A 25,836-nucleotide genomic window follows, 5' to 3' on the forward strand; every position below is an offset into this window, starting at 1 on the left:
GCGGGCATTGTCCGTTCTGCCATGAACGGTTTGATGGGCAAAACGTGGAAGGGCTTCGAAACCCTCCCTCCGGGCGGGTACATCCTTTGCCCCAATCACCTGACCGAGATTGATCCGTTGGTTGTCGGCCATGCTATTTACAGCAATGGCCGGCTGCCACGCTGGCTGGCCAAGGAATCCTTGTTCAAGATCCCAGTGCTCGGATGGATGCTTCGCGAGACCGGACAGGTTCCGGTGTCACGCAGCGCATCCAATGCTGGCGAATCGCTGGCCGCGGCCCGAAAAGTCCTGGACGCCGGCGGGGTCATAGTCATTTACCCGGAAGGGACGCTGACCCGCGACCCTGCTCTGTGGCCAATGGTAGGACGAACCGGTGCCGCACGTTTGGCCCTGCAGACTGGCGCACCAGTGGTACCGATGGCTCACTGGGGCGACCAGGAACTGCTGCCGCGCTATTCCAAGAAAATGTATCCGTTCCCGCGAAAGCACGTCACCGTGTCAGTTGGCCAGCCAGTGGATCTTGATGACTTGCGTGATGGCCCGCGGACTCGTGCAGTGCTGCAAGAAGCCACCGATCGCATCATGGACGCGATCACCGCACTGACCGCAGAACTGCGCCAAGAAGAAGCACCAGCTGCGCGTTGGGATCCCAGCAAGCATGGCCAGTCGAAGACTGGCCGCAATTTCGATACCCCGGATAACTAATTACCTTGATCAACACCTTCCAGAGGACTGACATTGACTAAGCCGCTACCACGCAAAATCGCCGTCATGGGCGCTGGCAGCTGGGGGACAACCTTCGCCAAGGTGCTTGCTGATTCCGTTGCAGACAAGGGCATCGACGTTCAGATTTGGGCCCGTCGCGAAGACGCCGCCAACGAAATCAATGAACGCCACACCAATTCACGCTACCTGCGCGAAACCAAGCTTCCGGCAAACATCACGGCATCATCGGATCCAAAGACCGTTCTCAACGACGCTGACCTTGTCGTCTTGGCTATTCCGGCTCAGTCGTTGCGCCAGGAATTGGCGAAGTTCAAAGAATTCTTTGAACCCGGTGCGGTATTGCTTTCACTGATGAAGGGTCTTGAACGCGGGACCGATCTGCGCATGAGCCAGGTCATCGCCGAAGTCACCGGGCTGCCTGCAAAGCAGATCGCTGTGCTGTCCGGACCAAACCTGGCAATGGAAATCGCACGCGAGCAGCCAACGGCTTCGGTCGTGGCCTGCACCGATTCTGATATTGCGCAGTGGATTGCTGAACTGTGCTCCGCTGCATACTTCCGTCCCTACACTAATGACGATGTCTTGGGTGTTGAGCTTGGCGGAATCGTCAAGAACATCATCGCCCTTGCCGTTGGCATGTGCGATGGCATGGGAATGGGCGATAACACCAAGTCCACCGTCATCACGCGCGGCTTGGCTGAAACCACTCGCTTGGTCCTCGCCCTGGGTGGCCGTTTGGACACCTTGGCAGGTCTTTCTGGCTTAGGCGACCTTGTGGCTACCTGTTCTTCCTCGCTCTCCCGCAACAACACTGCAGGACGCCTGCTTGGCCAGGGGCTCTTCTTGGAAGAGGTCAATGACCGCATGTCGCAGACTGCGGAAGGCATCAAGTCAGCACGTGCCGTATTCGACTTGTCCCAGGCCCATCACGTGGAAATGCCAATCAGCGAAGCAGTGGTCATGGTCCTGGAGGGCACCTTGAGCGTTGAAAATATGGCTGCACGCCTGTTGGCGCGTGAATTGAAATCTGAAGGAGAACGTCACTAATGACTGAACGCAAGCTCCGCGTCCTCTTGCTCTTCGGTGGCCGTTCCTCAGAGCACTCCGTTTCCTGCGTTACTGCGGCCGGCGTCATGCACGCCATCGACCGCGAGCGTTTCGAAATTGTTCCGGTGGGTATCACCCGCGACGGCGGCTGGACCCTGCTGGACGAGGATCCAGAAGGCTGGGCACTGAATACTGGCAAGCTGCCAGAAATTTCCTCGGTGGATCATCCGGTGCATCTTTCCACCGACGCGCAGAAGACATCATTGCTGTCCTACTCGGACTCCACGGTGGCAGATCTGGGCGAGATCGACGTGGTCTTCCCGTTGCTTCATGGTCCATTTGGCGAGGATGGATCAATCCAGGGCATGCTGGAAATGGCTGGCGTTTCCTACGTTGGCTCGGGTATCGCAGCCAGCGCGATGGGCATGGACAAGCATTTCATGAAGGTAGTCTTCGAAGGGGCAGGCTTCAAAGTAGGCCCGTACGAAGTCATCACCAACAAGCAGTGGCTGCGCAACAGCGAAGCTGCCATGAAGCGTTGCGAAGACCTGCAGTACCCGTTGTTCGTCAAGCCGGCCCGTGCAGGATCTTCGGTAGGCATCACCAAGGTAGACGAGTCTTCGGGGCTTCGTGCCGCTATTGAAATTGCCCGTGCTGAAGATCCCAAGGTGATCATCGAGCAGGGGATCGTTGGCCGTGAAATCGAATGCGGTGTTCTTGAAGGCCGCGGCTGCGAACCTTCGCGTGCGTCATTGCCAGGCGAAATCGCGGTGGCAGATAACGAGCACACCTTCTACGATTTCGAAGCGAAATATGTTGATGGCGCCGCGGCCGAGCTCAGCTGCCCAGCAGATCTGAGCGAAGAAGCCACTCGCGAAATCCGCGAACTTGCAGTCAAGGCCTTCGACGCTATTGATGCAGAAGGCTTATCTAGAGTTGATTTCTTCTACACTCCTGAAGGGGAGTGGATCATCAATGAAATCAACACCATGCCCGGCTTCACGCCGTCAAGCATGTACCCGCAAATGTGGGCCAAAACGGGAATTGAGTACCGTGAACTTATTGATGAGCTGATTGGGCTGGCTACCGACCGGAATATCGGTTTGCGCTAATCCGGGAATAGCCGTTAAAGCGTGAGGGTGTGTTGAAGAATCAACACACCCTCACGCTTTACTTGTAGGCGATCCGCTTACAAGTTCACTGACTTGTCAACGCTGACGCACTTTTTGGAAGCCGGGATCTTCTGGGCTGCATCCGACAGCGTGGCCAGCACGGTACTTGACGGGATGACGTTAGGATCCAAGACGACTTCGGTCGCCGGCGTCCGGCCGTAAGTAGTCAAGGTCCAGATACCTGATTCTTCATCCTCATTCGCTACCCAGTCGACGTCATTCACGGATACGCAGGGGTCAGTAGTGGGTCCTGGAACTTCGACACCGCAACGCAAGACAACTTTTGACGGGTCGCCCCAGGCCGAGGTTGCCTGCGAGGTCGTTGAACGACGCTCGGCATCATCGATGGCTTCGGGCAGGACAACCATCATTTCCGCACAAAGCGGGTTGGCTGCGTCCGGGGCAGCGTCCACGGAAGCGACTGATGCGCAGCCTGCAAGTACTGGTAGTAATAAAGTACCGCTCATCACCAATGCCGAAGTTTGAGCAAGTTTTCGGTTAAGTTTTGGTGACAGTCGGGCTTTCAAGCTGATTTTAGACACGTTATAAGACTACATCGGCACTCTGAAAGATAGGATGTACAGAGTTGAAACTGTGAAAGGTAGCAAATGTCCTTTGAAGAGCACCCAGCGCGACCGCGCAAAAAGAAAAAGCGCACAGGGCGAGCCATCGTCTTAAGCGTGCTTGCCCTCGTCATGGTCGCGGCGCTTGTTGCCGCCGGTTACCTTTGGAACCTTGGCAGAACTTTCGACTCTGAAAGCCAGACGATTACGGATGCCTTCCCTGCCGAAGAAACTCGTCCTGAAGTCAATGACGAGTCCAAGGACGCCGTCAACATCCTGCTGCTCGGAAGCGATACTCGCGCAACTCGTGAGGCGGATGAGGACAGCGAAGACTTTGGTACCCTGCCTAACGGTGGCCGCTCAGACACCATGATGCTGGTTCATATTCCTGCGGACCGCGAGAATGTGTTTGTCACCTCCGTCATGCGCGACACCTGGCTTGATATTCCGGGCGTAGGCACTGCCAAGATCAACCGCGCTTTTGCCAGCGGTGGAGTGCCCAAAGCAGTCGAAACCCTTGAGGGGCTCTTTGGTGTTCGCATTAACCACGTCGCGTCCGTCGATTTCGAAGGATTCAAGGGTCTAACCGATGCAGTGGGCGGAGTTACCGTCAATAATCCGCGCGGCTTCAAGCAGTCGATTGTTAATGGCATGTACTTCCCAGAGGGTGTTCAAACTCTGGACGGTGAACAGGCACTGGCATTTGTCCGTGAACGCAAGTCCTTCCCAGGCAGCGACTACGAGCGCGTCAAGAACCAGCAGCTTTTCGTCAAGGCTTTGCTTGGTCAGTTGATGTCCAAGGAAACCCTGACCAACCCGGGTAAGGTCTCTGAAGTTGTTTCTCAAATTGCACCGTTCATTGCAGTTGATGAAACTCTGGATTCTGGCAAGGTTGCCTCTTACGCTTCCTCCATGCTGAACCTGCGTTCGAACGATATGGAATTCTTCACCCTTCCTAACAAGGGTCCGGGACGTTCTGCCGACGGACAGTCAATTGTCATTCCGGATATGGAAGTGATTGAGAAGTTTGGCAAGGCACTGCAAGAAGACAAGATGGCAGAGTTCGTAGAAACTACTGACCTGTCACGATAACTCCACTGAAGGACCAACTTTCCATGACTCCCCAAAAACTCGATACCTCGGTGCGTGCCATCAGAGAATGGCTCGCACGGAGTGTCAAGAGTCTCGGGAACCATTCTGACCGGCTCAATGCCATCAACGTTTTCCCGGTAGCAGACGGAGATACGGGCAGTAACCTGTATCTGACTGCACGGGCAGGTCACGATGCAGTGAGTAAACTGGAAAGCGACGACATCGGTGGCTTCTTGGAAGTTGCTGCGCGCGCGTCAATGGAATCGGCGCGCGGCAACTCTGGAACCTTGCTGGCTGTGTTTCTCAGCGGCCTGAGTGAACCGTGGGTCGGTTACGAGCGGCTTACCGCTCCGCTGCTAGCTCTTGGGCTTGAACGTGCCAAGGTGCGCTCCTGGTCAGCACTGAGTGAACCAGTTGAAGGCACCATGCTCTCCGTGATCAACGCCATCGCGTTGGCCGCAGGCTCAACCCTTGCTCACTTGAAGTGTGATTTAGAGAGCCGTGCAGCGTTGGACACGGTATTGACCCAGATGAGCCAAGCGGCTCGATTGGCAGTGAAGGGAACTGAAACAGAGCTCCCGTCCCTCGTCGAAGCCGGTGTAGTAGATGCGGGCGCGGTGGGCATGCTGATCATCATCGATGAATTTTGCGCTGCTATTCGAAGCGACGCCACTGATTTTGAGTCCTACGAGAAATTCCATGGCTATCAGGTCCAGGATCCGCATGTTCATCTGAACAATGACACTGAAACCGGCGTCGAAGTCATGTGCACTGTATCTCTGGATGCATTAGGCGCTGCTACTCTGCGCGGTCAGCTAGATGCTATGGGCAATTCCGTGATCATGTCACCGGTAAACCAGCTTGAAGAAGACACTTACCGTTGGCGCGTACATGTGCATGTCCCGGAGTCTGAAAAAGCCTTGGACCTGATCAAGAAATACGGTGACCCAGTGAATATCAGCGTCACCGATCTGTGCACCCACGATGGCTGAAACAACGCTGACAACGTTTGAGAATGCAGAACTCTCAACATTCCTCGGAAATAAGAACGCCACCGCGCTGGAAAAGGCATTCGGCTACAGCACAGTGGGGGAGTTCCTCTGGCATTTTCCGCGGCGCTATGTCGAAGTAGGCGAACTTACGCCGATTTCAGAGCTTCCCTTTGACGAGCACGTCACCGTTGTAGCCCAGGTGGTCAACGTTAGCCAGCGGCAGATGCACTCGCGTCGCGGTTTCATTTTTGAAGTGACCGTTAGCGATGAGCTCAGTGCAGGTGGCCAAGAGCTGAAGATGACCTTCTTCAATGGTTACCAAGCCCGAACGGACCTGGATATTGGAACTATTGCAATGTTCAGCGGCAAGGTTGGCTGGTACCAAGACCATCTGCAGCTGAGCCAGCCCGAATACGCGATCCTAGATGAGGCATCACAGGCGGATCCGCGCCCTATCCCGATCTATCCGGCTTCGGCGAAGATGCCGAATAAGCGCATCAGGGATTTGATGGCGTTGTTGATGGAACAATTCACAGATCAGAATCTTCCTGAATTTCTTCCAGCAGAACTGCTACGCACCCATCATTACCCAGTACGCCATCAAGCGTTCTTGGATCGACATTTTCCCAAAGAAATCAAGCAGGCATACGTGGCTCGACAGCGCTTTGCCTTTGAAGAAGCCTTCATGCTGCAGCTGGCATTAGGGGAACGCGGTCGCCAGCTGGGAGCGCAGAAAGCTATCGCGCGTCCACAGGTGCCAGGACGACTGGCCGATAAATTTGATGCCATCCTGCCGTTTACCCTGACTGAAGACCAGCTCCTTGTCGGAGAACAAATCTCTGCCGATCTGGCACAGCCACATCCGATGCATCGGTTGCTCCAGGGAGAGGTGAGCTCCGGCAAGACTATTGTCGCGCTACGCGCCATCTTGCAGGTGATCGATGCCGGAGGACAGGCGGCGCTCCTAGCGCCGACAGAAGTCCTGGCCGCCCAGCACTATGCGTCTATCAAGAAGATGCTTGGCAACCTTGCAGAACCCGGATTGTTCGGCGAAGGCGAGGGAACTGGAGTCGCGCTCCTGACAGGTTCGGCAAAAACTGCACAGCGTCGCGAAGCTCTATTAGGTATTGCCAGCGGTGAAACAGGACTGGTGATTGGGACGCATGCCCTGCTGGGCGATCAGGTGCAATTTGCTGAACTTGGCCTAGTCGTCGTGGATGAGCAACATCGTTTTGGCGTTGAACAGCGCGATGCCTTGCGGGCTAAGGCGGCCGGCTCTGTTCCGCATACACTGGTCATGACCGCTACGCCGATCCCGAGAACCGTCGCTATGACCGTGTTCGGCGATTTGGACACGTCGACAATCAAGCGCCTGCCCGCGGGGCGCGCACCGATCCAAACGCATATTGTGCCCATGCAGCTGACCGGTTTCCGGGACAGGTTGTTCTCAAGGATCATTGAGGAAGTCGGGAAGGGCCACCAAGTCTATGTGGTGTGTCCAAGAATTTCGGACACGACAGCGGAACAAGGCGTTCTCCTAGCGACCTATGAAGATTCTGCCGGACAAACCATGAGCGTCGAAGCCATGCAGGAGTTGCTGGGTGGGATGCCTGAATTTGTTGGGATACGTACCAAAGCGCTGCACTCGCAACTGGATGCAGCAGACAAGCAAGAAACCATGGATTCCTTTGCACGTGGCGAAATTGACGTGCTGATTTCTACGACTGTCATTGAAGTCGGTGTTGACGTTCATAATGCGACGTTGATGGTGATCATGGACGCTGAGCGCTTTGGCATCTCGCAGCTCCACCAGCTGCGTGGCCGCGTAGGCCGTGGCGGATTTCCCGGGACGTGCCTCATGACCACATGGTTGGACGCGGACCATCCGTCGGTAGGACGATTGAAGACGATCGAGTCAACAATCGATGGCTTTGAGCTAGCTGAAGCAGACTTGGCGGAACGCAAAGAAGGAAATATCCTTGGCGTTCAGCAGTCGGGTAGCCGATCGTCGTTGCGGGAACTGAGCATCATCAAGGACCGCTCGCTTATTGAGCGGGCTAGAACCGATGCGGGTCTCCTCCTTGCCGATGGCAACTGGGGACGTCAACACCCCGGACTCCTGGCGGTTGCCGGGAATTGGCTTGATGAATCCACCAAAGAATATTTGAATAAGAACTGATTGAAGGTAGATCTAGGCAATGAGCCGAATAATCGCTGGAGCCGCTGGCGGGCGTCCACTGAAGTCCGTACCTGGTGATGCAACACGCCCTACAACGGACCGGGTCAAAGAGGCTCTCTTCTCCCGTTTGGAAAGCTGGGATATCCTCTCTGGCGCACGAGTACTGGATCTCTTTGCAGGATCAGGGTCGCTAGGCGTCGAGACAGCCAGCCGCGGGGCGCGGCAGGTTGTTCTGGTAGAAAAGGCGCCCAAAGCGGTCTCTGTTTGCCAGCAAAATGCGGCACTGGTGAATAAGGTTCTGAAGACCGATACCGTTACGGTTCAGCGCGGGAGTGTTGATAGCGTCCTCGATGGGTATTACAACGCGGTTTCGGGAGTGCCCAGCAAGACCTTTGACGTGGTCTTGCTGGATCCTCCTTACCCGCTGACTGAAGAAGAACTAGCTGTCACGCTCGAGAAGATATCCAGAATCCTAGCTGAAGATGCCACCGTGATCGTCGAGCGTTCCGGTCGTTCACCAGAACCAACATGGCCGAGCGCCATGGAGAAGTTCGCCGACAAGAAATACGGCGAAACGCACCTATGGTTTGCAGAACCCATCTAGATCCATCGAATGGCGAACCTCTGACGGGTGTGGTCCCGCTGCCTGGCATTGGAGTATTAGATCGTCCCGGAATCGTTGGCGGGACGCTGTCAATATCAAGTTCCCGGGGAAGCGCTTGGTAAACATTTCCGGACTTGAACTCAGCATCACGAATTCAAAGCTGGAACCTGCTGCCTCAACTTGAGAACAAGTGAAATCCAAGGGAGGATCATCGCCAATGTTCACAAACAGCAATCCGTCGTTGGCCAATGAATTCTTGAGTTTTGCGTAGTAGCCGTCGGTGGTGAGGTGTTCTGGTGCGTCCGGCCCAGAGAAGATATCCAGTACGATGACGTCAAACTTTTCATCGACCAGTTGTTCGGCAAGCACGCTCCTTGCATCGGCAACAATTGGGGATAGATCGCAGCCTTGAGGCAAAGGCAGATGCGTGAGAACGAAATCAAGAAGTTCCCGCTCGATGTCTACAGCTACGTGAGTACTCGACGGATAAACCACACTCGCCCAGCGAGCCAGAGTCAAAGCGCCTGCGCCGAGATGCAGCATCTTCATTGGACGCTCCTCTGGGCGCAGGACCTTCAGATGATTGGCAATGCGCGCGAGATATTCGTAGAAGACTTCTTCCGGATGCGAAAGATTGACATGCGACTGGGGCGCGTCGCCGATGGCGAGTATTTTTGACCCGGGGACCAAGTCATCGTCGTAAATCGTGGCGTGTTCCTGGACGAAACCAAGCCACCGTTTAGCCAGCTTTCGTGTCAATTGGAGAGCACCTCTGGCAGGCGCTGCAATCGCTGAACTGCATCGGAAATCACGTCAGGCTTTTTGCAGAAGGCGAAGCGCAGCAGGCCCTGGTAGTCATTTCGGTTTTCGGGATGGACAAAGGCCGACATCGGTATCGCCGCAACTCCGAGGTGCTCGGGCATCATTCGTGCTACTTCAGCAGCATCATTCAATTCAAAGCCACGTACATCAGCAACCAAGAAGTAGGTACCCTTTGGGCGAATCACCGGGATGCCAGCTGTTTCCAGACCTGATGCGAGAATTTCTCCCGACTGTCCGAGATCGGCGGCGAAGCGCTCGAAGAAGGCGTCTGGAAGTTGCAGGGCTTTCGCTACTGCCGGTTGGAACGCTGGGCCCGAGGAGTAGGTCAGGAACTGTTTCACTGTACGGACAGCAGTGATCAGTTGGCGAGGACCGGTTGCCCAGCCTACTTTCCAGCCAGTAAAAGAGAAAGACTTGCCCGCTGAAGAAATGGTGATGGTTCGCTCTGGTCCACCGGGCAAGCTCGCGATGGGAACATGTCGCACACCGAAAGTCAGATGTTCATAGACCTCATCGGCGATGATGATGCAGTTGTGCTGATGCGCCAGGGCAATGATTTCTTGGAGCACTGAAACATCTAATACGGTGCCAGTTGGATTATGGGGATTATTCACGAGGATTACCCGCGTCTGGTCAGTGACTGCACGTCGAAGGTCATCCAAATCTGGTTCGAAATTCGGAGCCTTGAGCTGAACGACCTTATGCACAGCGTTGGTCAACCCAATCATGGCTGCATAGGAGTCGTAGTAAGGCTCAAAGGTCACAACTTCATCGCCAGGTTCCAGGAATGCCAGCAGAGAAGCGGCGATGGCTTCAGTTGCGCCTGTGGAAACGACAATCTCAGTCTCCGGGTCAAGCTTCAACGAATAGAACCGTTCCTGATGCGCAGCGATAGCTTCGCGGAGGTTCAGGGTCCCTGAACCTGGTGCGTATTGGTTAGCGCCATTTTGAATTGCGTCGATGGCAATTTGCTTGATTTCTGGTGGACCCTCGGAATCGGGAAACCCCTGGCCTAGATTGATGGCCTTGTGGTGATTCGCTAATGCGGTGATTTCTTCAAAGATCGTCACTCCGGGCTGTCCATTGGAATCTAGTAGGTTGGCACCATATGCGGTTCGCTGCCATGGAGTGAATTCAATGCTCATGAGTCCATTATCGTCTCGTACAGAGGAACGAGGGTATTAAGTCATGGAATCTTTACGAGACATTCACACCAGATCGCTAATTTGACATGAGTTCTTGATAGATTCAGTTCATGCGAAGAGCGGTATGCCCGGGTTCTTTTGACCCAATTCATAATGGACACGTCGAAATCATTGCGCGTGCGGCGAGCCTTTTTGATGAGGTGATCGTGGCAGTGTCCACGAATTACTCCAAGAAGTATCGCTTCAGCGAAGACGAACGAGTCGCCATGGTAGAAGAAACTGTCGGTGGACTGCGTGGGGTTTCCGCTGTGCCGATGGGCCATGGGCTGCTAGCTGATTTCTGCAAGGAGCAGGGAGCGGAAGCAATCGTCAAGGGATTGCGTAGCACTGTTGACTACGCCTATGAGATTCCCATGGCCACGATGAATCGGCATCTGACAGGTGTTGAAACGGTCTTCCTTCAGGCTGATACGCGATACACGCATCTTTCCTCATCTCTGCTCAAGGAAGTACAGGCTCTTGGCGGGGACGTTGATGAGTACTTCCCGCGCGCTGTAATCAAGAGGCTTACTCATCCGTAGGTAGTTGCGCAATACTGTCGCCATTAACTAATCCGAAGATAGGGGATTCAACACTATGTCTGCACCTCGCGCTATTACCAAAGCGGTCATTCCGGCAGCCGGTTTAGGCACACGTTTCCTTCCTGCAACGAAGGCAATGCCAAAGGAAATGCTCCCAGTCGTCGACAAGCCAGCGATTCAATACGTTGTCGCCGAAGCTGCTCGTGCTGGGCTTAATGATGTCCTGATGATTACCGGACGAAACAAGCGCGCTCTTGAAGACCATTTTGATCGTGTTCCGTCACTGGAAGCGTCTTTGGAAGCGAAGGGTGATACGAAGAAGCTCGCGTTGGTGCAAGATGCCACAGCGTTGGGGGATATCCATTATGTACGGCAACGCGATCCTCGCGGGCTGGGTCATGCAGTCTTATGTGCCAAGCAACATGTAGGGGATGAACCATTTGCGGTTCTTCTCGGTGATGACTTGATCCATGAAGATGATGACTTGCTTTCTTCCATGATTGACATTCAAAAGTCGACTGGCGGTTCAGTTATTGCTCTGATGGAAGTTGATCCGAAACAAATCAGTGCTTATGGATGTGCAGATGTGTCCCCGGTAGCGGATGCCGACTACGTCAAAGTTAATGGATTGGTTGAGAAACCGAGCGTTGAAGAAGCACCGAGTAATCTAGCTGTCATTGGACGTTATTTACTGCATCCCCGTGTATTCGAGATTCTGAAGCACACGGCTCCCGGTAGGGGCAATGAAATTCAGTTAACGGATGCTCTACAAGAGTTGGCGACTGCCGACGGGGAGGGAGCTGGTGTCCACGCTGTAGTTTTCCGAGGTCGGCGTTACGACACAGGCGACAAACTAAGTTATCTGCAAGCGAACATTGCCCTTGCTGTGGAGAACGAAGAACTCGGGGCCAACTTGAAGACTTGGCTGAAGAATTTCGTTAGAACTCTAGAAGACTAGTTCTTGACCTAGGCTACTCAGGATAATCACATTTATCTTGGGTAGTCTTTTTCATTGCGCGAAGTCACCCAGGCTGCCGTTGACCTTGGGGGATCGTTGCCCGGTGGAGTAGGAATGAGAATAGTGCAAGACCAAGATTCAGTCTTTTTGTCGCGGAGCGCGCGGACTCGATCTGAACGTCGGAAAAAGAAGAGAACACAAGGCATCGTCGTGTCTGTAGTTGTAGTGCTCCTGGTGGCAGTGCTCAGCACCGGCTATGTTCTTTTCGATTTGCAGCGCCAGTTCAACACGAAATCTAATACCGTGGATTTAGGATTTTCAGACGCCGAGGAGCAAGCTCGTCCGATCAAAGATCCTGAAGATAAGTCCATGAATGTCTTATTACTGGGCGTCGATCATGCAGATGAAGGTACCGCCGATGCTCAAGCTCTTGATGGGGCAGTTTCACAACGTAGCGATTCAATGATGCTTGTTCATATCCCGGAAGACCGCTCACAGGTCTACGTTATGTCGATGGTTCGAGACATGTATGTGGAGATTCCGGGGCATGGAATGAACAAGCTCAATGCCGCGATATCGCTTGGCGGGGTTCCTCTGTTGATGCAAACGATTGAAGGACTCTTCAGCACCAAGCTTGATCATGTAGCCATGGTTGATTTCGAAGGGTTCCGTGAATTATCGACTGCTCTCGGTGGTGTGACTGTAAATAATGAGATCCCATTCACGGCAAACGACACGGACTACTTCTACCCAGCCGGCGACATCACGCTGGAAGGCGACCGCGCACTTCGGTTTGTGCGCGAGCGAAAGTCGTTTACCAATGGTGATTACCAACGCGTCGCGAATCAACGCAAGTTCATCGCTGCAGCAGCAAATCAGGTGCTCTCATCAGGAACATTAACTAACCCTGTCAAGCTGTACGAAATCGTCGACAAGGTTTCTCCCTATCTCACCTTTGACGACAACTTTGATGCCGCAACCTTGGTCGGACTGGGTTTGCAACTCAAAAACGTGGACACGGAGAATATGGAGATGTTCACCATGCCAACTGCTGGAACATCGACTAGTGCAGACGGGCAATCAATAGAATTGGCAAGCGAACTCGCTATTGCTCAAATTAGCGAAGCTTTGCAAGGCGATGCCATGGCTGACTACCTTCGCGAAAACCCGCCTGAAACACCGTAAGTAGTAGATGTGGGATGTACTACACCAAGCTGAAGAGCGAAAGCCAGAAGAACAGCTCTCCATCTACTAGACTTTGTACATCTATGCTTAGCCGATAATGCATCAAGAAGCATTCGAACAAGAGGACATAATTCGCATGACAGTTGCAGATGAGGCCGAAAAATACGGCTTGCACCGTGTTGGTGCAAGACCAACATTGGTCAACTATCTGAAGCAGACATGGCAACGCCGCGAGTTCATTTATGAGCTGGCTAAAGCACGCGTCCAATCGCAGAACCAGCGAAATCGCCTGGGGATGGTATGGATCGTAATCAAGCCGACATTCAATGCTTTGGTGTACGGATTTGTCTTCGGCATCTTGCAGGGCGGCGCACGAGGTGTCGATTTCCCCGTTTATGTCGTGATCGGCGTTTTCCTTTTCGAGTTCTTTTCAACCTCGATGAACGGCGGAGCCAAGTCGATCACGGGAAATGCGGCTTTGGTGCAATCTCTTGCCTTCCCACGATTATCTCTGCCTGTCGCTCAGGTTACCCAGAACTTGCTGACTCTCATGCCAATGATCGCAGTGATGTTCATTTACGCTCTGATTCTTGGTACCAGCCCTAAGTGGACTTGGTTTGGGATTATACCGATCCTTGCGATCTTTACTGTTTTCAACCTCGGAGTCGCGTTAATTTGTGCTCGCATCACTGTGCACGTCCGTGACTTCTCGAACGTGTTACCCATGATTGGCCGCGTTCTGTTTTACACCTCAGGAGTGCTTTTCAGCGCAGAACGACTTCTGAATCATTGGCCCTGGATGATTGCAATCTTCGACATACATCCGATATATCAGACCCTGCAATTGGCTCGTGGATTCATCATGGATCATGCTGAGTATGACCCGCAGGCATGGTGGGTTATATCCGTTTGGGCAATTTTCATGCTTATCGCTGGGTTGATCTTCTTCTGGAAGGCCGAAGAAAGGTACGGACGTGCGAATTAGTTTCGATGATCTGATTAACCCGCAGCTGCATCCGGAGTACGAGCCAGCGCCTATATTCTCAGATGACACCTCCTTCATCGATGTTGTGACGCCTGACCAAGTCGAGTCGCAGTCGATTACTGTGGATTCGTCAAGGCAGCCTGTCGTCATCGTCGATAATCTGCATGTGAAGTATGAGGTGTTTGCAAGTGGCAAGGCAATTGGAAACGCAGGCGCCCGCCGCCTTCTCCAACCAAAGCTCAGAGGTGTTCGAACAGTTCATGCGCTCAAGGGAATTTCCTTTGTCGCCTATGAAAATGAATCAATCGGTGTAATTGGTTCGAACGGCTCGGGCAAATCCACGTTGCTTAGGGCCATCACTGGACTGACTCCGCCATCGGATGGCGCAGTATTCGCTCGTTCACGCCCCAGCCTACTTGGCGTAGGCGCAGCTTTAATCCCCGATCTTTCAGGCGACAAGAACATTACCCTAGGCGGGTTGGCGCTTGGATATAGCCGCGCTGAAGTCGAGAAGATGCGGGAAGAGATTACGAAATTTGCCGAGCTCGAAGAGTTTATCGACCTCCCAATGCGTACATATTCTTCGGGCATGGGCGCAAGGCTAAAGTTCGCGATTGCAGCTTCTAAAAAACATGACATCCTCATTGTTGATGAGGCTCTTGCTGTAGGCGATGCGAAATTCCGAAAGCGCAGTGAGGCCAAAATCCGCGAAATCCGGGATAGCGCGGGTACCATTTTCAATGTTTCCCACTCTATGAATTCCATCAAGGAAACCTGTGATCGTTGCATCTGGATTGAAAAGGGTGTGCAAATGATGGATGGTGACACTGCTTCAGTGATAAAGGAATATCAGAAATTCTTGAAAGCGAAGAAGTAAGGCCCGCATGACTCAACTTCCTGGCGTTTCCTATGTCATGCCCGTGCTGAACGAAGCGGACTACCTTGAAGAAGCGGTAAGTTCGATCTTGGGGCAGGACTATTCTGGCGAGAAGGAACTTGTACTGGCATTAGGGCCCAGTACTGATACAACAAACAACGTTGCCCGACGCCTGGCTGATGCCGACGCAAGAATCGTATTAGTCCATAATCCTCTTGGCAGAACACCCATTGGTCTCAACTTGGCTATTCGGGCGTCTACTTTGCCGATAGTTATTCGCGTCGACGCCCATAGCGAGCTGCCGTCGCACTACACACAACGTGGAATCGAAACTCTTTTTCGCGTGAATGCGCACGACGTTGGGGGACTGATGGACGCAAAAGGGCGTACACCTGTCCAGCGAGGAATCGCAGCGGCTTATCATTCGAAGTTTGGTTTTGGCGGACCGGCATATCATTCGGGTGCCCCAGAAGGCCCTGCTGAATCTGCGTACCTCGGTATCTTTCGTCGCGAAGTATTTGAAGAAGTCGGTTACTACAACGAGGAACTATGGCGAGCCCAGGATTGGGAACTCTGCTTGCGTATTCGCCAGGCGGGCCACACCGTTTGGTTCGATCCAGAACTAAAGGTCGGCTACTATCCGCGTGATAGCTTCAAATCCTTGATTAGCCAGTCCAAGGCCTCGGGGACTTGGCGAGCAGAAATTGCGCGGCGCTTCCCTGAAGGTAAGTCGTTGCGCCACGATGTTCCACCACTATTGCTTTTGGGGGTTGCAACGGGACTAGCGGCAACTGTAATTGAGCCGCTAGTTCGCGAAGCAGCCCCAACCGGTGTGAGCGTAGTTTTGAACTTGGCCAAGGCCGTACCTGCGGTCTATGCAGCGATCGCGTTGGCTGCGGGGCTGACTAGCAACGCAAAAGGATTGAAAGACAAGTTGCTGGCAGCATGTGCTTTCCCCGCAATCCATTTGCCTTGGGCTTTTGGATACATCAAGGGTCGTTTTTGCGGGGCAGCCGGCACTGTCGACAAAGGGCGCGTTAGGTAATCATGGTTGAACGTCCAAAGAATCCAACGCTCGAACAGCTGCGTGCGGTCTGCCAACCTCCGGAAGTCCGTGCGCGTAAGAATGCCGAGCACTGGACAGCTGAGCTGTACCTGCGCCATATCTCCATTTACCTCACCGCAATACTGGTGCGCACGCGTATCAGTGCCAATGGCGTTACCGGCTTGATGATTCTTGCGGGTTGGTTCATGTCTCTAGCGCTGTTGATCCCTGGCATCTGGGGACCGTTGCTGGCAGTAATCTTGTCGCAGCTCCAGCTGTATTTTGACTGTTCTGACGGAGAAGTCGCACGTTGGAGGGGAACTCAATCTCCTCGCGGTATTTTCATTGACATGGTTGGGCACCACACAACAGAGGCGCTGATCCCAATTGCTTTGGGCTACCGAGTCTTCAGAGAACTATCTGCGGATGATTCCTCAGTTGAGCAGGCCTGGCCTACACTGTTCATGGCCGCTTGCCTGTCGGTTCTTCTGGTCCTGAACCGTTCGCAGTCACTCATGGTTCATGCGGCCAGAGGCATGGCGGGTCTCGGGAAATTGCCGGATACTGCCGCCGCCAGATCTGTTCCAACAATTTCATTCGTTGGAAAGCTGCGTTCCTTGGCTCGCTTCTTGCCATTCCATAAGCTACTGCACGCAGTGGAACTATCGCTGATCATTCTTGGATGCTCAATTATCTCCGTAATCGTTGGTATTCCAGGAGTCGCTGAAAAGTGGATGATCTGGATCCTGTTGCCTGCATGCGTCTTGGTGAACTTTGGGCATTTCCTTTCCAATATGGCCTCGTCCCGACTCAAAGCATAGTTTGACCTAATTCCGTATATCCCACCGCCTTAGAGGACAAATGCCTGCAGAGATCAAGCCAACCATCGGCGTAGTTGTGTTGACCATGGGTAACCGCCCGGTTGAGCTCCGACGCGCCCTGGAATCTTTGCTGGCCCAACGCTCAGTGCTGATTGACGCTGTAGTCGTAGGCAACGGATGGGATCCTACGGATATCCCTGAAGGGATCAAGACTCATTTTCTTCCAGAGAATTTGGGCATTCCGGCCGGCCGCAATGCTGGAGTGAACCAGGTAAATGGCGAATACTTGTGCTTCCTCGATGACGATTCATGGTTCATCGATGATGACTTCTTGATTACGGCTGTCGAACGGTTCAAGCATTACCCTCGCATGGGGCTGTTGCAGCCGCGCATCACTGATCCGGAAAACGAAGAACAGAATCCACGACGTTGGATCCCGCGATTGAAAAAACGAACGGCAGTTGAACCAAGCAAAGTTTTCCACGTGGGTGAAACTTGCCTAGTTACTACCCGTAGAATTTTTGATTCCACTGGTGGCTGGGCAGGGGGATTCTGGTACGCGCATGAAGGCATCGAACTTGCCTGGCGTGTATGGGACACCGGCACTTACGTCTGGTATGCCGGCGACATGCAGATTGGCCATCCAATCGTGGATCCACGACGCCACGACGAGTTCTATCGTTTGAATGCCCGAAACCGGGTGTGGCTGGCTCGCCGTAACTTGCCCGTGCCGCTGCGTTGGATCTATCCAACAACCTGGATGCTCATTGAGTGCTTGCGGCTGCGACACAACAAAAGCGCTGTGTCCCAGTACATAGCCGGATGGCGGGCAGGTTGGACCGGCAGCCCCTGGTACCGTGAACCACGGCCTAAACTTAGATGGAAAACAATAGTTCGCATGACCCTCGCGGGTCGTCTGCCTATTATCTAACGACGAATACAAGTGAGCGCCACTAGCTGAGCAAGCGAAGCTATTACCTTACTTCGAAAGGGACCCATGACTAAAACTGTTTTGACGTACGGAACTTTTGACCTGTTCCATATCGGCCACCTGAATATCCTGAAGCGTCTTAAGGAGAAGGGCGACCGCCTGGTTGTTGGCGTATCCACTGACGAATTCAACGCCATCAAGGGCAAGAAGCCTGTAGTTCCTTTCGAACAGCGTCTTGAGATCGTCCAGGCCATCAAATACGTAGACCTCGCCATTCCCGAAGAGAACTGGGAACAGAAACGTACGGACATCAAGAAGTACGATGCAAAGGTCTTCGGCATCGGCGAAGACTGGATGGGCAAGTTTGACGACCTCGGTGATGAAGTCGAAGTTGTCTACCTTCCACGTACCTCCGGTATCTCGACAACTGAAATGAAACGTGTCCTGAGCGAGTTCGATGAGCGACATGTCACGTCGTTAAAGAACACATTGGACACTTTGAGCCAGATCGTGAAGGAACTGAGCTAGTAAACTCGTTTAGTTGTAAGTTGTTGTTTTCGAGATTTGAAAGTACTCATGGCTAGCGAGCACATCACAGACTCCATCAAGTCCAGCGTAAAGGGCGCCCTGCAAAAAGTGGGGCGACGTCCGGAAGCAAAACGGATATCCCGTCTGATGGGGCTAACCGGTCGTCCGTCGGCCAATGTGAATGTTGGTGTATCCAATATTCCGGTACCAGGATCTGTAGCGGTTTACTTCGGCGATGGCGCTGACAAGATCTATCAGGTGACTCAGTGGCTTCCGGTGCTTGAAGAACTCCATGAGAAAGAAGAAGTTCTGCTGGTCTTCCGTACTTTGAGTGCTTTCAAAGCGGCGGAGAAATTTACAGACCTGCCACGGATCTATGTACGCCGATTGACCGATCTCATGGATCTTTATGATGACAATGACCTGAAGCTGGTCATATACACCAACAATTCGCGCACGAATTTCCAGTCCCTGGATCACCCAAGGCTTGTTCACGTGCATGTAAACCATGGTGAGAGCGACAAACTCTCGATGGTTTCGAATAAGGCCAAGGCCTACGACAAGGTTTTTGTCGCAGGCCCTGCAGCCATCAAGCGCCACGAGGCAATGTTGATTGACTTCGAGTTCAACAAATTGGAAGTCACCGGTCGTCCGCAGCTGGATATCAACTTCGAACTTGAATTGGAACCAAGCGAGAAGTTCGATGTCATGTATGCGCCGACGTGGGAAGGGGAAAACGAAGACAACAACTACACCTCGTTGGACAAATACGGTGTTGCCATTGTCGAGTCATTGTTGGAGAACCCTTCTTGGCGCGTCGTCTACAAGCCGCACCCACGAATTCAGGAAAGCAATACTCCTGGCGTTGCTCAGGCACACGCACGCATTCTGGAAATGATCGAAGCTGCCAATGAAGCCGGCGGAGAGCACGCGATATCCGAACAGGGCAATATCTTGGCCATGTTCGAGTCGACCGATGCGCTGATTACCGATGTTTCCAGCGTAGGCCTGGACTACCTGTACCTCCACCCGGGCAATCCGTTAGTCATTTCCGACCGACGTAGTAACCGCGAAATTCTTCACCGCGATGCACCCGTTGCGCAGGCCTGCCACGTGGTAGACCAAGATAGCGTGAAGAACGTTGGAGACCTGCTCGCCGATGCACTGACTCGTGACGGACACAAGGATCAGCGCATTGAAATGCGCCAGTTCTACTTTGGCGACCTGAACCGAGGCGATTCAACTAAGCGATTCCAGGACGTCATTCAGAAGCTGATTGTTGAACGTCAAGGAAAGCTGGAGAACTTCCGGGGTTGGCACAGCTAGAGGTCCGCTGACTCCTTGGTCCCGATTCGTACCATACGAATTGGGACCAATTGCTTTAAGCGCCAGATAATGACAACGCTCCAGTCGAGGCAGACTCTATGGCCATTTGCAGGTGTCCGTGGCGGTTTCAAACTGATTTGAGCGCCCATGGGCGGTAATCTTAGACTGTGAATCACATGAAATGACGGCCACTGCCGTGTGGTGCTAGCGGCCTATTCATGTTGTACACGCGCGATTTCCAGGCTGTTCCGCTGAAAGACTGACGCGGGGGATAACAGCTAAAACATTGAAGGACACTATTCGTGGCAGTTGAAATTCGAGCTATGCAAGACTTGGCGCAGTCAGCGATGCAGACTTTGCGTACCCAGCGGTTGAAGCGTAAGAAGTATCGCTACTACAGCGGCTACCAAGAGCTGAACCTTGCAATTCGTGATGAAGTTCTGCATCTGGACGCTAGCGTTGCCCATTCCGTGCAATCCGTTTCGGTATTACACGGTAGCCATATCGTTCTTTCTGTTGCGCCACTTACGTCTGATCTAGTCAAAAACGGTCACGATGAATCCCATCGAATCCATGCTGAGATCTCTCTGCATCCCCTTCTTGATCGGTGGCAAAACTATCGCGAACTCGCTTCCAGTGACGAAGAGCCGGAATCCAGCGTTCCTGATTCGGATGACGCAGATGACAACCACGTGACTCTAGAAAATGACCTGTACGCCGGTACGGTTCGTCTTGCACTAACCTTCAGCTCCGAATTCGATCAATTGCCTCCGGGTATCGCATGGTTGCAGCTAACTGAAGACGGCGAACTGCTCAGGCGCAAAGAGGTCCGGGAACGGATCGACGTTGGGGAACTAATCCTCAGCGGCCCTGTTATCGCCCACCGTATTCTGGGGCGGTTCTCGTCGACTACTTTTAGCCATGACACGGTCTATAATTCAGGCGAACGCAGCGTAGGACTTTATATCAATAAGAAGGCCGAAGTGGCTTTGGCCCTGAACCGCCCTCTACGCTTCAAATATCGAATTCGTACTGACATCACCCGGATCCACGACGGCATGCTGTCGTTGGGCGGAGTGCTGGAAACGCAGAGCGACCGGTTGTCCTCAGTCACTTTGCAACTGGTTGGACGAAAATCGGAATTTGCAGTGGAAGTTCCAGCGGAGCTGGTTTTCGACGAAAAGCATGCAGCAAAGCGTTTTGGACGTGCTATCTACAGCTGGTCAGCAACCCTGGATTTCAAATCTGCTGACTGGGAGGCGATCGATCGTGGAGATAATTACGATCTCTATTTGCTGGCGACTTCGAATTCCAGCGGTGAGCTTGCACGCATCCGGGTGACTCGTACCCCGTTTGCCGTGCGCAGCACGACGCGGGCGGATGCGGTGACAATCGGTGAACAGACTCTAGCGATTTCTCCGTATTTCACCTTCAAAGCAAAATCAACATCGGTGATTCTGGAAGTGTTCGACAAAGAAGCCTTTGCCGTACTTGCTAACGCTAAACAGCGCAGTTTCCCAATCAGCCAGCCATCGGATTCGAAGCCGATTTGGATCGTCGGCGAACTGTCCTACAAGGCTCAGGACAACGGGCTGCATCTGTTCAAATACCTGCGCAAAGAACGCCCAGATATTGATGCATACTATGTCATCGATGAGAAAGCTCCCGATTTGCGGAATTTCGATTCCATGGATCACGTCGTTTTCCATGGCAGCAAAGAACATTTTGAATTGGCTATTCGTGCACAACGAGTCATCGGCACGCACCATGCCGATTACTTGTACCCAACAAGGCACCATAGCTTCTCGTCGCGTTGCCGCGCTACTCGGGTGTTCTTGCAGCATGGCGTCATGGGAACCAAATGGATGGTTCCCAACTACGGCAAGAATTCACCTGGCTTTGCGACGGACCTGTTCATGGTTTCCTCTGAGCGCGAGAAGCAGTACATCGTTAAGGACTTCCTTTATTCGCCTGACGAAGTCAAGGTCACCGGGCTATCCCGGTTCGATTCCTTGCTAGCGACGGATTTGAGTGTTAACGAGAACATGCTCCTGATCATCCCAACGTGGCGTGATTGGTTGCAGAATGAGGAAGTTTTCCTTGAATCGGACTACCTCGAGCAATGGAAAAACCTGCTTAATTCGGCGGAACTTGCAGAATTAGTCCAGAGGCATGGCCTGGAAGTTGTTTTCTGCCTCCATCCCAACATGATGCAATTCAGGGATCATTTCGCTGGCACGCCCGCTCGACTAATTGTCCAAGGTGAAATTGACGTCCAGGAACTAATCAAGACCGCGGCAATCATGGTCACGGATTACTCTTCAGTGAACTTTGACTTCAGCTTCCTGCACAAGCCTGTTCACTACTACCAGTTCGATCGCTCTCGCTTCTTGGGACCGAGCGGATCGCATTTGAACTTGGACGACGAATTGCCAGGCCGCATTGCCTTTGATGCAGAAACATTGCTGCATGATCTTTCGCGTACCCTGCAACGAGGTAAAGCCATGGAAGACAAGTACCGTCAACGTGCTGACGTGTTCATGACCCACCGGGACCAAAACAATTCGCAACGCATAACGGGAGAAATAGAGCGAGCCGAGTTGCGTGGCAGACCCAACGTTGGCTGGCGTGCCGAATTGCCGGTTAAGTTGAAGAACAAGTTCCGTAGGAACAAGCGGTACTTTGACGTCATGCGCAAGCTATACAAGTTGTACAAGCTTGCTCCCATGGAAGAAGACCTCATCGTCTTCGAATCGGGTCTCGGGAATCAGTACGGCGACTCTCCTCGGTATATTTACGAGGAATTGCTGCGACAAGGTGACACACGTCGCAAGGTATGGGTTTACTCGGGAAAGCACCGCTTCTCCGATCCTTTGACGACTACCGTTAAGCGATTGTCCCCAGAATATTTCTGGCATCTCGCACGGGCAAAATACTGGGTGAATAACCAGAGCTTCCCGCACTATGTGAAGCGTCGCGCGAAGGGAGTGTTCCTGCAGACCTGGCACGGAACACCACTCAAACAGATGGCACTCGATGTTCGCGAAGTTCAAGGCCGCGATGAGGGGTATCTTGAGCGTGTTACACGAGCAACGCGCCAATGGACGCACCTCATTTCACCTTCTCGCTACACTAGCGAAATCATGCGATCCGCCTATGCATTCTCAGGCGAAGCCGTGGAGCTTGGCTATCCCCGAAACGACATCTTGACCGGTACCGACGTTGCTGAGCAAGAAAAGCGTGTACGTGATGAGCTTGCGGTACCCCCAGGAATCAAGACCGTACTTTACGCGCCGACATTCCGTGACGATGCGGCTTCAAGCCGCGGTAAATTCAGATTCGACCTGCCAATGGATCTGGAGGAGTTCGACCGTCGTTTTGGCGAAGACACCATCTTGATGTTGCGCATGCATGTGCTGGTATCAAATGCCGTGTCGATTCCGGAGAGCCTGCGGCATCGCATTATCGATGTCTCGAGTCATCCAGATATTCAGGAACTGTACCTTGCTTCTGATGTATTGATTACTGATTATTCGTCGGTATTCTTCGACTACTCGCTGTTGCGACGACCAATTATCTTCTATGCATACGATCTGGAGAACTACCGGGATAATCTGCGTGGTTTCTATTTGGACTACGAGAGTGCGTTGCCTGGCCCAATTGTTGAAGAAGAGAACGACCTTTGGGATGCACTATCGTCAGCTTTGGCGGGGGCTGATCTGCCAGGGGTGAATCGAGACGAATTCATTCAAAAGTTTGCCCCAAATGATGACGGGCATGCCGCGCGGCGCGTTGTTGAGCGCTTCTTCAAATAAGGAAGACACCGCAGCTTATTGAAATTGCGGTGCCGGGCCTCCTGCAGGCCCGGCACCACTATGCTGCTGAAGCTGGCTAGTGATCAGTGACGCTGTCTTCTTGCACTAGCGCCAGCGTTTCTGCAATGAAACGTTGCATGCTGGCACCGGGGGAAACGTCGCCAAAGTAGTAATTGACCAGTCCTCGTAGCTGCGGGTTGTTGCCGGCCAAGGCTTCTCGCGCCAGCCGGCTGATTTCCGTTGCCGCCGCAGCTGTAAGGGCAGGCACCTGTTGCAGCGCTGGAGATTCATCAACGGTAGCCTCGGTCGACACCGGTTGCGTCACGAACATTGGTTTTCCTGTAGCTAAAAAGTCATAAGCAACTGCGGAAATGTCAGTCACGCAAAGGTCGGCAGCTGACCACTGCCAGCCCCAGTGGGCCGAGTCATCGAAAATGAATTGGGCTTTCGAAGTTTCGCTGTGCGCCCTCAGCTGTTTTCGGATTCTTTCTACGCCTTGCCCATAGGGTTTCGCACCCAGTCCAGAACGTGGATGGGGGCGAAAAATAACGTTGAATCCGCCGTCCTTGATCAAGGCGTCAATTAATTGTTCACCATGGGATAGTACGGAGCCATAATTCATGGAAGGCCGGTCGCCTTCCCAGGTTGGGGCATAGAGAAGCGTCGGTAGTTCCTTATTCAGGTCGACAGGCGACGCATAATCCACATCTATTTGCGGACGCCCAATTAACCGGCATCGCAACGAAGCGTCGAAATTGCGCAAGTGATTTACCAGGCGATCTCTAGCTGCTTCACCGGCTGAAAATACATAATCGTAGGCCTTGAGCTGGTTGGACCACATGTAGGCTTTTTCGCTTTCGCCATGGCAGATGAAGACATGATTAGGCGCATTGAACCGCATGATTTGAAAGTTCCGGATATTTTGATTCACGTAGAACACCACACGTAGATCCTGGGATTGCATGAATCGCTCAACATCTACCACGGCGGGGGCGAAGTGAATCGGTAGCGGGCATTCCTTGCGCAGCGACAGCGCAGTATCTGGACTTCGTGCGATGATTACCACCGGCACGAACTCTGCCAAGGCTAAAAGCGGTTCGTACCATTGCCTGATCTGGTAGGCGTTGGCCATCTCATCGGGAAAGTGCAGCGCTACCTTGTACCGGTCAGCGTCCACGGGCAGGTGGCGTAGTTCTGTGGCGTGGTTCTGAATGAACTTCAGGTGTCGCCGTGTCTCAAAGCGCGATTGCACTTTCTTGACGACGCTATTGACGGTTCGTAACACTTTCACGGAGAATCCCTCACCACTTAATTCGAAGCATGACCAAGCATAATTCGCTGGGCAAGCTTTCTTCGGGATGTTTGCTATAAGCCGTTTTGCGTCGCGCTCGTCCCTGGCGTTATTCCGATTCTTCTTCGAAGTCCGCGGCGCGGATTGCAAGGTCGGGAATGTTGGATTAGCAACGCGTGCAAGTAGGGATTGGCAGGTCGTCTACGATATGCTGTGGTGAGTGCAACACCGGCATCGAGCTCTGAAAACTGGTTTCAGTTTGGGAACTTGGCCTACGGCAAGCTAAGATGAAATGTCGGACTATGTTTCTATAGGAGTCATCATTAGCGAAAAGCGTTCTGATCGATCGTCACACGGCGAACTCGATCGCAACTCGCCTCTGGTTTTTTCAACCAGGGAGCTCGGCCGTTCGCCTGGCTCAATGAAAACTCTCAATGAGCAGGTTTCGGCACCCGCAGATGTGGGAAATGCACTCATCGGTATTCGTGGAGGATCTGAGCTTGACTTAGATCTTCGCTTTGAAGCCGTGCATGAAGGAATTCTGGTATCGGGTACCGCTACAGCGCAAATCGCTGGGGAATGTGGACGATGCTTGGAGCCCATCGAGTACGACTTCGAGGCTGATATTCAAGAGCTCTTCTATTATGAAGAGAGCGAAGAATTCGAAGACGATGATGATGTGGATCAGTATTGGGTGGTCGGTGACTTGATTGACATCGATCCGGTAGTACGGAGCGCAGTGGTTACCGCCCTGCCGTTCCAGCCGGTTTGCCGGGAAGATTGCTTGGGGCTCTGCAGTGAATGCGGAATCAGTCTCAACGATGACCCTCAGCATGATCATGAGATCCTGGATCCACGTTGGGCAGCGCTAGCGCAGCTGTCCGACATTGTCGCAGAGGATGCGACAAATGATAAAACGTCAGACAAGAGAGAAGAGAAGTAGTCGTGGCTGTTCCAAAGCGGAAGATGTCCCGTGCGAATACTCGTGCCCGCCGTTCTCAGTGGAAGGCTACCGCACCGAACCTGGTGAAGACCGTTGAAAACGGTCGCGTAACCTACAGCCTGCCTCACCAGGCTAAGGTTGTCACCGACTCGGCTGGTACCGAATTGTTCCTTGAGTACAAGGGTCGCAAGGTCGCAGACGTCTAAGA

General features: G+C 53.1%; 24 protein-coding genes. 20 read left to right on the forward strand and 4 right to left on the reverse strand.

Annotation, left to right across the window (positions count from 1 at the left end; all coding sequences use genetic code 11):
• The first annotated feature begins 21 nt into the window (after nucleotides 1-21).
• Genes ACWICV_RS01550 through ACWICV_RS01560 form a run of 3 tightly spaced genes read left to right on the forward strand, consistent with a single transcriptional unit; the run spans nucleotide 22 to nucleotide 2,885 of the window.
• Complete coding sequence (locus ACWICV_RS01550) at nucleotides 22-705, forward strand: lysophospholipid acyltransferase family protein (RefSeq protein WP_105661158.1); 684 nt, start codon at nucleotides 22-24, stop codon at nucleotides 703-705.
• 33 nt (nucleotides 706-738) lie between these two features.
• Entirely contained in the window at nucleotides 739-1,773 is a 1,035-nt protein-coding gene (locus ACWICV_RS01555; RefSeq protein WP_454090854.1) for an NAD(P)H-dependent glycerol-3-phosphate dehydrogenase, read from the forward strand.
• Nucleotides 1,773-2,885, forward strand: coding sequence for a D-alanine--D-alanine ligase (locus tag ACWICV_RS01560; RefSeq protein WP_434690153.1), 1,113 nt, complete (start codon nucleotides 1,773-1,775; stop codon nucleotides 2,883-2,885). Before ACWICV_RS01555 ends, ACWICV_RS01560 begins: the two co-directional genes overlap by 1 nt.
• Before the next feature lie 77 nt (nucleotides 2,886-2,962).
• Here the strand turns inward: ACWICV_RS01560 and ACWICV_RS01565 are convergent, their stop codons facing one another.
• On the reverse strand, nucleotides 2,963-3,412 hold the full coding sequence (locus ACWICV_RS01565) for a DUF3515 domain-containing protein (RefSeq protein WP_400289345.1): 450 nt from the start codon (nucleotides 3,410-3,412) through the stop codon (nucleotides 2,963-2,965).
• A gap of 141 nt (nucleotides 3,413-3,553) precedes the next feature.
• Between ACWICV_RS01565 and ACWICV_RS01570 the strand changes: the two genes are divergently transcribed.
• Genes ACWICV_RS01570 through rsmD form a run of 4 tightly spaced genes read left to right on the forward strand, consistent with a single transcriptional unit; the run spans nucleotide 3,554 to nucleotide 8,375 of the window.
• On the forward strand, nucleotides 3,554-4,600 hold the full coding sequence (locus ACWICV_RS01570; RefSeq protein ID WP_105661161.1) for an LCP family protein: 1,047 nt from the start codon (nucleotides 3,554-3,556) through the stop codon (nucleotides 4,598-4,600).
• A gap of 23 nt (nucleotides 4,601-4,623) precedes the next feature.
• Nucleotides 4,624-5,592 (forward strand): DAK2 domain-containing protein, encoded by a 969-nt coding sequence (locus ACWICV_RS01575; protein WP_105661162.1) that lies wholly within the window; start codon nucleotides 4,624-4,626, stop codon nucleotides 5,590-5,592.
• The gene (locus ACWICV_RS01580) at nucleotides 5,585-7,771 is read left to right on the forward strand and encodes an ATP-dependent DNA helicase RecG (protein WP_454090853.1); all 2,187 of its coding nucleotides are present in this window, start codon (nucleotides 5,585-5,587) and stop codon (nucleotides 7,769-7,771) included. Before ACWICV_RS01575 ends, ACWICV_RS01580 begins: the two co-directional genes overlap by 8 nt.
• Before the next feature lie 19 nt (nucleotides 7,772-7,790).
• The gene (gene rsmD / locus ACWICV_RS01585; protein WP_105661164.1) at nucleotides 7,791-8,375 is read left to right on the forward strand and encodes a 16S rRNA (guanine(966)-N(2))-methyltransferase RsmD; all 585 of its coding nucleotides are present in this window, start codon (nucleotides 7,791-7,793) and stop codon (nucleotides 8,373-8,375) included.
• Here rsmD and ACWICV_RS01590 read toward each other — a convergent pair.
• Complete coding sequence (locus tag ACWICV_RS01590) at nucleotides 8,352-9,134, reverse strand: spermidine synthase (RefSeq protein ID WP_454090852.1); 783 nt, start codon at nucleotides 9,132-9,134, stop codon at nucleotides 8,352-8,354. The two genes, rsmD and ACWICV_RS01590, sit on opposite strands and share 24 nt — an antisense overlap.
• On the reverse strand, nucleotides 9,131-10,342 hold the full coding sequence (locus tag ACWICV_RS01595; protein WP_133833490.1) for an aminotransferase class I/II-fold pyridoxal phosphate-dependent enzyme: 1,212 nt from the start codon (nucleotides 10,340-10,342) through the stop codon (nucleotides 9,131-9,133). Before ACWICV_RS01595 ends, ACWICV_RS01590 begins: the two co-directional genes overlap by 4 nt.
• 110 nt (nucleotides 10,343-10,452) lie before the next feature.
• Here ACWICV_RS01595 and coaD point away from each other — a divergent pair, with 110 nt between their 5' ends.
• The 11 genes from coaD (at nucleotide 10,453) to ACWICV_RS01650 (ending at nucleotide 23,394) form a co-directional block, all read left to right on the forward strand.
• Nucleotides 10,453-10,923, forward strand: coding sequence for a pantetheine-phosphate adenylyltransferase (coaD, locus tag ACWICV_RS01600; RefSeq protein ID WP_454090851.1), 471 nt, complete (start codon nucleotides 10,453-10,455; stop codon nucleotides 10,921-10,923).
• 55 nt (nucleotides 10,924-10,978) lie between these two features.
• On the forward strand, nucleotides 10,979-11,881 hold the full coding sequence (galU, locus tag ACWICV_RS01605; protein WP_402696288.1) for a UTP--glucose-1-phosphate uridylyltransferase GalU: 903 nt from the start codon (nucleotides 10,979-10,981) through the stop codon (nucleotides 11,879-11,881).
• Nucleotides 11,882-12,091: 210 nt separating this feature from the next.
• Nucleotides 12,092-13,066, forward strand: a complete 975-nt coding sequence (locus tag ACWICV_RS01610) for an LCP family protein (protein ID WP_400288821.1) — start codon at nucleotides 12,092-12,094, stop codon at nucleotides 13,064-13,066.
• Nucleotides 13,067-13,202: 136 nt separating this feature from the next.
• The gene (locus ACWICV_RS01615) at nucleotides 13,203-14,051 is read left to right on the forward strand and encodes an ABC transporter permease (RefSeq protein WP_133833488.1); all 849 of its coding nucleotides are present in this window, start codon (nucleotides 13,203-13,205) and stop codon (nucleotides 14,049-14,051) included.
• Between the two features lie 85 nt (nucleotides 14,052-14,136).
• Nucleotides 14,137-14,928: an ABC transporter ATP-binding protein gene (locus ACWICV_RS01620; RefSeq protein ID WP_388022946.1), complete on the forward strand. Its 792-nt coding sequence runs from the start codon at nucleotides 14,137-14,139 to the stop codon at nucleotides 14,926-14,928.
• Between the two features lie 7 nt (nucleotides 14,929-14,935).
• The gene (locus tag ACWICV_RS01625; protein WP_388021784.1) at nucleotides 14,936-15,973 is read left to right on the forward strand and encodes a glycosyltransferase family 2 protein; all 1,038 of its coding nucleotides are present in this window, start codon (nucleotides 14,936-14,938) and stop codon (nucleotides 15,971-15,973) included.
• Nucleotides 15,974-15,975: 2 nt separating this feature from the next.
• A complete protein-coding gene (locus ACWICV_RS01630; protein WP_434690169.1) occupies nucleotides 15,976-16,794 on the forward strand; it encodes a CDP-alcohol phosphatidyltransferase family protein in 819 nt (272 codons plus the stop codon).
• A gap of 40 nt (nucleotides 16,795-16,834) precedes the next feature.
• A complete protein-coding gene (locus ACWICV_RS01635; protein WP_400288827.1) occupies nucleotides 16,835-17,725 on the forward strand; it encodes a glycosyltransferase family 2 protein in 891 nt (296 codons plus the stop codon).
• A 66-nt stretch (nucleotides 17,726-17,791) separates the two neighbouring features.
• Nucleotides 17,792-18,253 carry an adenylyltransferase/cytidyltransferase family protein gene (locus tag ACWICV_RS01640; protein ID WP_134780344.1) on the forward strand — a complete coding sequence of 154 codons (462 nt, stop codon included), beginning with the start codon at nucleotides 17,792-17,794 and terminating at the stop codon, nucleotides 18,251-18,253.
• 48 nt (nucleotides 18,254-18,301) lie between these two features.
• Complete coding sequence (locus ACWICV_RS01645) at nucleotides 18,302-19,579, forward strand: CDP-glycerol glycerophosphotransferase family protein (protein ID WP_388021791.1); 1,278 nt, start codon at nucleotides 18,302-18,304, stop codon at nucleotides 19,577-19,579.
• Between the two features lie 302 nt (nucleotides 19,580-19,881).
• The gene (locus tag ACWICV_RS01650; RefSeq protein ID WP_454090850.1) at nucleotides 19,882-23,394 is read left to right on the forward strand and encodes a CDP-glycerol glycerophosphotransferase family protein; all 3,513 of its coding nucleotides are present in this window, start codon (nucleotides 19,882-19,884) and stop codon (nucleotides 23,392-23,394) included.
• 76 nt (nucleotides 23,395-23,470) lie between these two features.
• On the opposite strand, the gene ACWICV_RS01655 is transcribed toward ACWICV_RS01650, so the two are convergent.
• On the reverse strand, nucleotides 23,471-24,685 hold the full coding sequence (locus tag ACWICV_RS01655; protein WP_133833482.1) for a CDP-glycerol glycerophosphotransferase family protein: 1,215 nt from the start codon (nucleotides 24,683-24,685) through the stop codon (nucleotides 23,471-23,473).
• 421 nt (nucleotides 24,686-25,106) lie between these two features.
• Here ACWICV_RS01655 and ACWICV_RS01660 point away from each other — a divergent pair, with 421 nt between their 5' ends.
• Complete coding sequence (locus tag ACWICV_RS01660) at nucleotides 25,107-25,628, forward strand: YceD family protein (RefSeq protein ID WP_181148963.1); 522 nt, start codon at nucleotides 25,107-25,109, stop codon at nucleotides 25,626-25,628.
• A 2-nt stretch (nucleotides 25,629-25,630) separates the two neighbouring features.
• Complete coding sequence (gene rpmF, locus ACWICV_RS01665; RefSeq protein ID WP_013348816.1) at nucleotides 25,631-25,834, forward strand: 50S ribosomal protein L32; 204 nt, start codon at nucleotides 25,631-25,633, stop codon at nucleotides 25,832-25,834.
• Nucleotides 25,835-25,836 lie beyond the last annotated feature (2 nt).

The organism is Glutamicibacter sp. NPDC055354 (genome assembly GCF_053644955.1).

Coding starts and splice junctions, on each gene's coding strand:
- ACWICV_RS01550 (WP_105661158.1), top strand. CDS start 22: ATGAACGGTTTGATGGGCAAAACGTGGAAGGGCTTCGAAACCCTCCCT.
- ACWICV_RS01560 (WP_434690153.1), top strand. CDS start 1,773: ATGACTGAACGCAAGCTCCGCGTCCTCTTGCTCTTCGGTGGCCGTTCC.
- ACWICV_RS01565 (WP_400289345.1), bottom strand. CDS start 3,412: ATGAGCGGTACTTTATTACTACCAGTACTTGCAGGCTGCGCATCAGTC.
- ACWICV_RS01570 (WP_105661161.1), top strand. CDS start 3,554: ATGTCCTTTGAAGAGCACCCAGCGCGACCGCGCAAAAAGAAAAAGCGC.
- ACWICV_RS01575 (WP_105661162.1), top strand. CDS start 4,624: ATGACTCCCCAAAAACTCGATACCTCGGTGCGTGCCATCAGAGAATGG.
- ACWICV_RS01580 (WP_454090853.1), top strand. CDS start 5,585: ATGGCTGAAACAACGCTGACAACGTTTGAGAATGCAGAACTCTCAACA.
- rsmD (WP_105661164.1), top strand. CDS start 7,791: ATGAGCCGAATAATCGCTGGAGCCGCTGGCGGGCGTCCACTGAAGTCC.
- ACWICV_RS01595 (WP_133833490.1), bottom strand. CDS start 10,342: ATGAGCATTGAATTCACTCCATGGCAGCGAACCGCATATGGTGCCAAC.
- coaD (WP_454090851.1), top strand. CDS start 10,453: ATGCGAAGAGCGGTATGCCCGGGTTCTTTTGACCCAATTCATAATGGA.
- galU (WP_402696288.1), top strand. CDS start 10,979: ATGTCTGCACCTCGCGCTATTACCAAAGCGGTCATTCCGGCAGCCGGT.
- ACWICV_RS01615 (WP_133833488.1), top strand. CDS start 13,203: ATGACAGTTGCAGATGAGGCCGAAAAATACGGCTTGCACCGTGTTGGT.
- ACWICV_RS01625 (WP_388021784.1), top strand. CDS start 14,936: ATGACTCAACTTCCTGGCGTTTCCTATGTCATGCCCGTGCTGAACGAA.
- ACWICV_RS01630 (WP_434690169.1), top strand. CDS start 15,976: ATGGTTGAACGTCCAAAGAATCCAACGCTCGAACAGCTGCGTGCGGTC.
- ACWICV_RS01635 (WP_400288827.1), top strand. CDS start 16,835: ATGCCTGCAGAGATCAAGCCAACCATCGGCGTAGTTGTGTTGACCATG.
- ACWICV_RS01640 (WP_134780344.1), top strand. CDS start 17,792: ATGACTAAAACTGTTTTGACGTACGGAACTTTTGACCTGTTCCATATC.
- ACWICV_RS01645 (WP_388021791.1), top strand. CDS start 18,302: ATGGCTAGCGAGCACATCACAGACTCCATCAAGTCCAGCGTAAAGGGC.
- ACWICV_RS01660 (WP_181148963.1), top strand. CDS start 25,107: ATGAAAACTCTCAATGAGCAGGTTTCGGCACCCGCAGATGTGGGAAAT.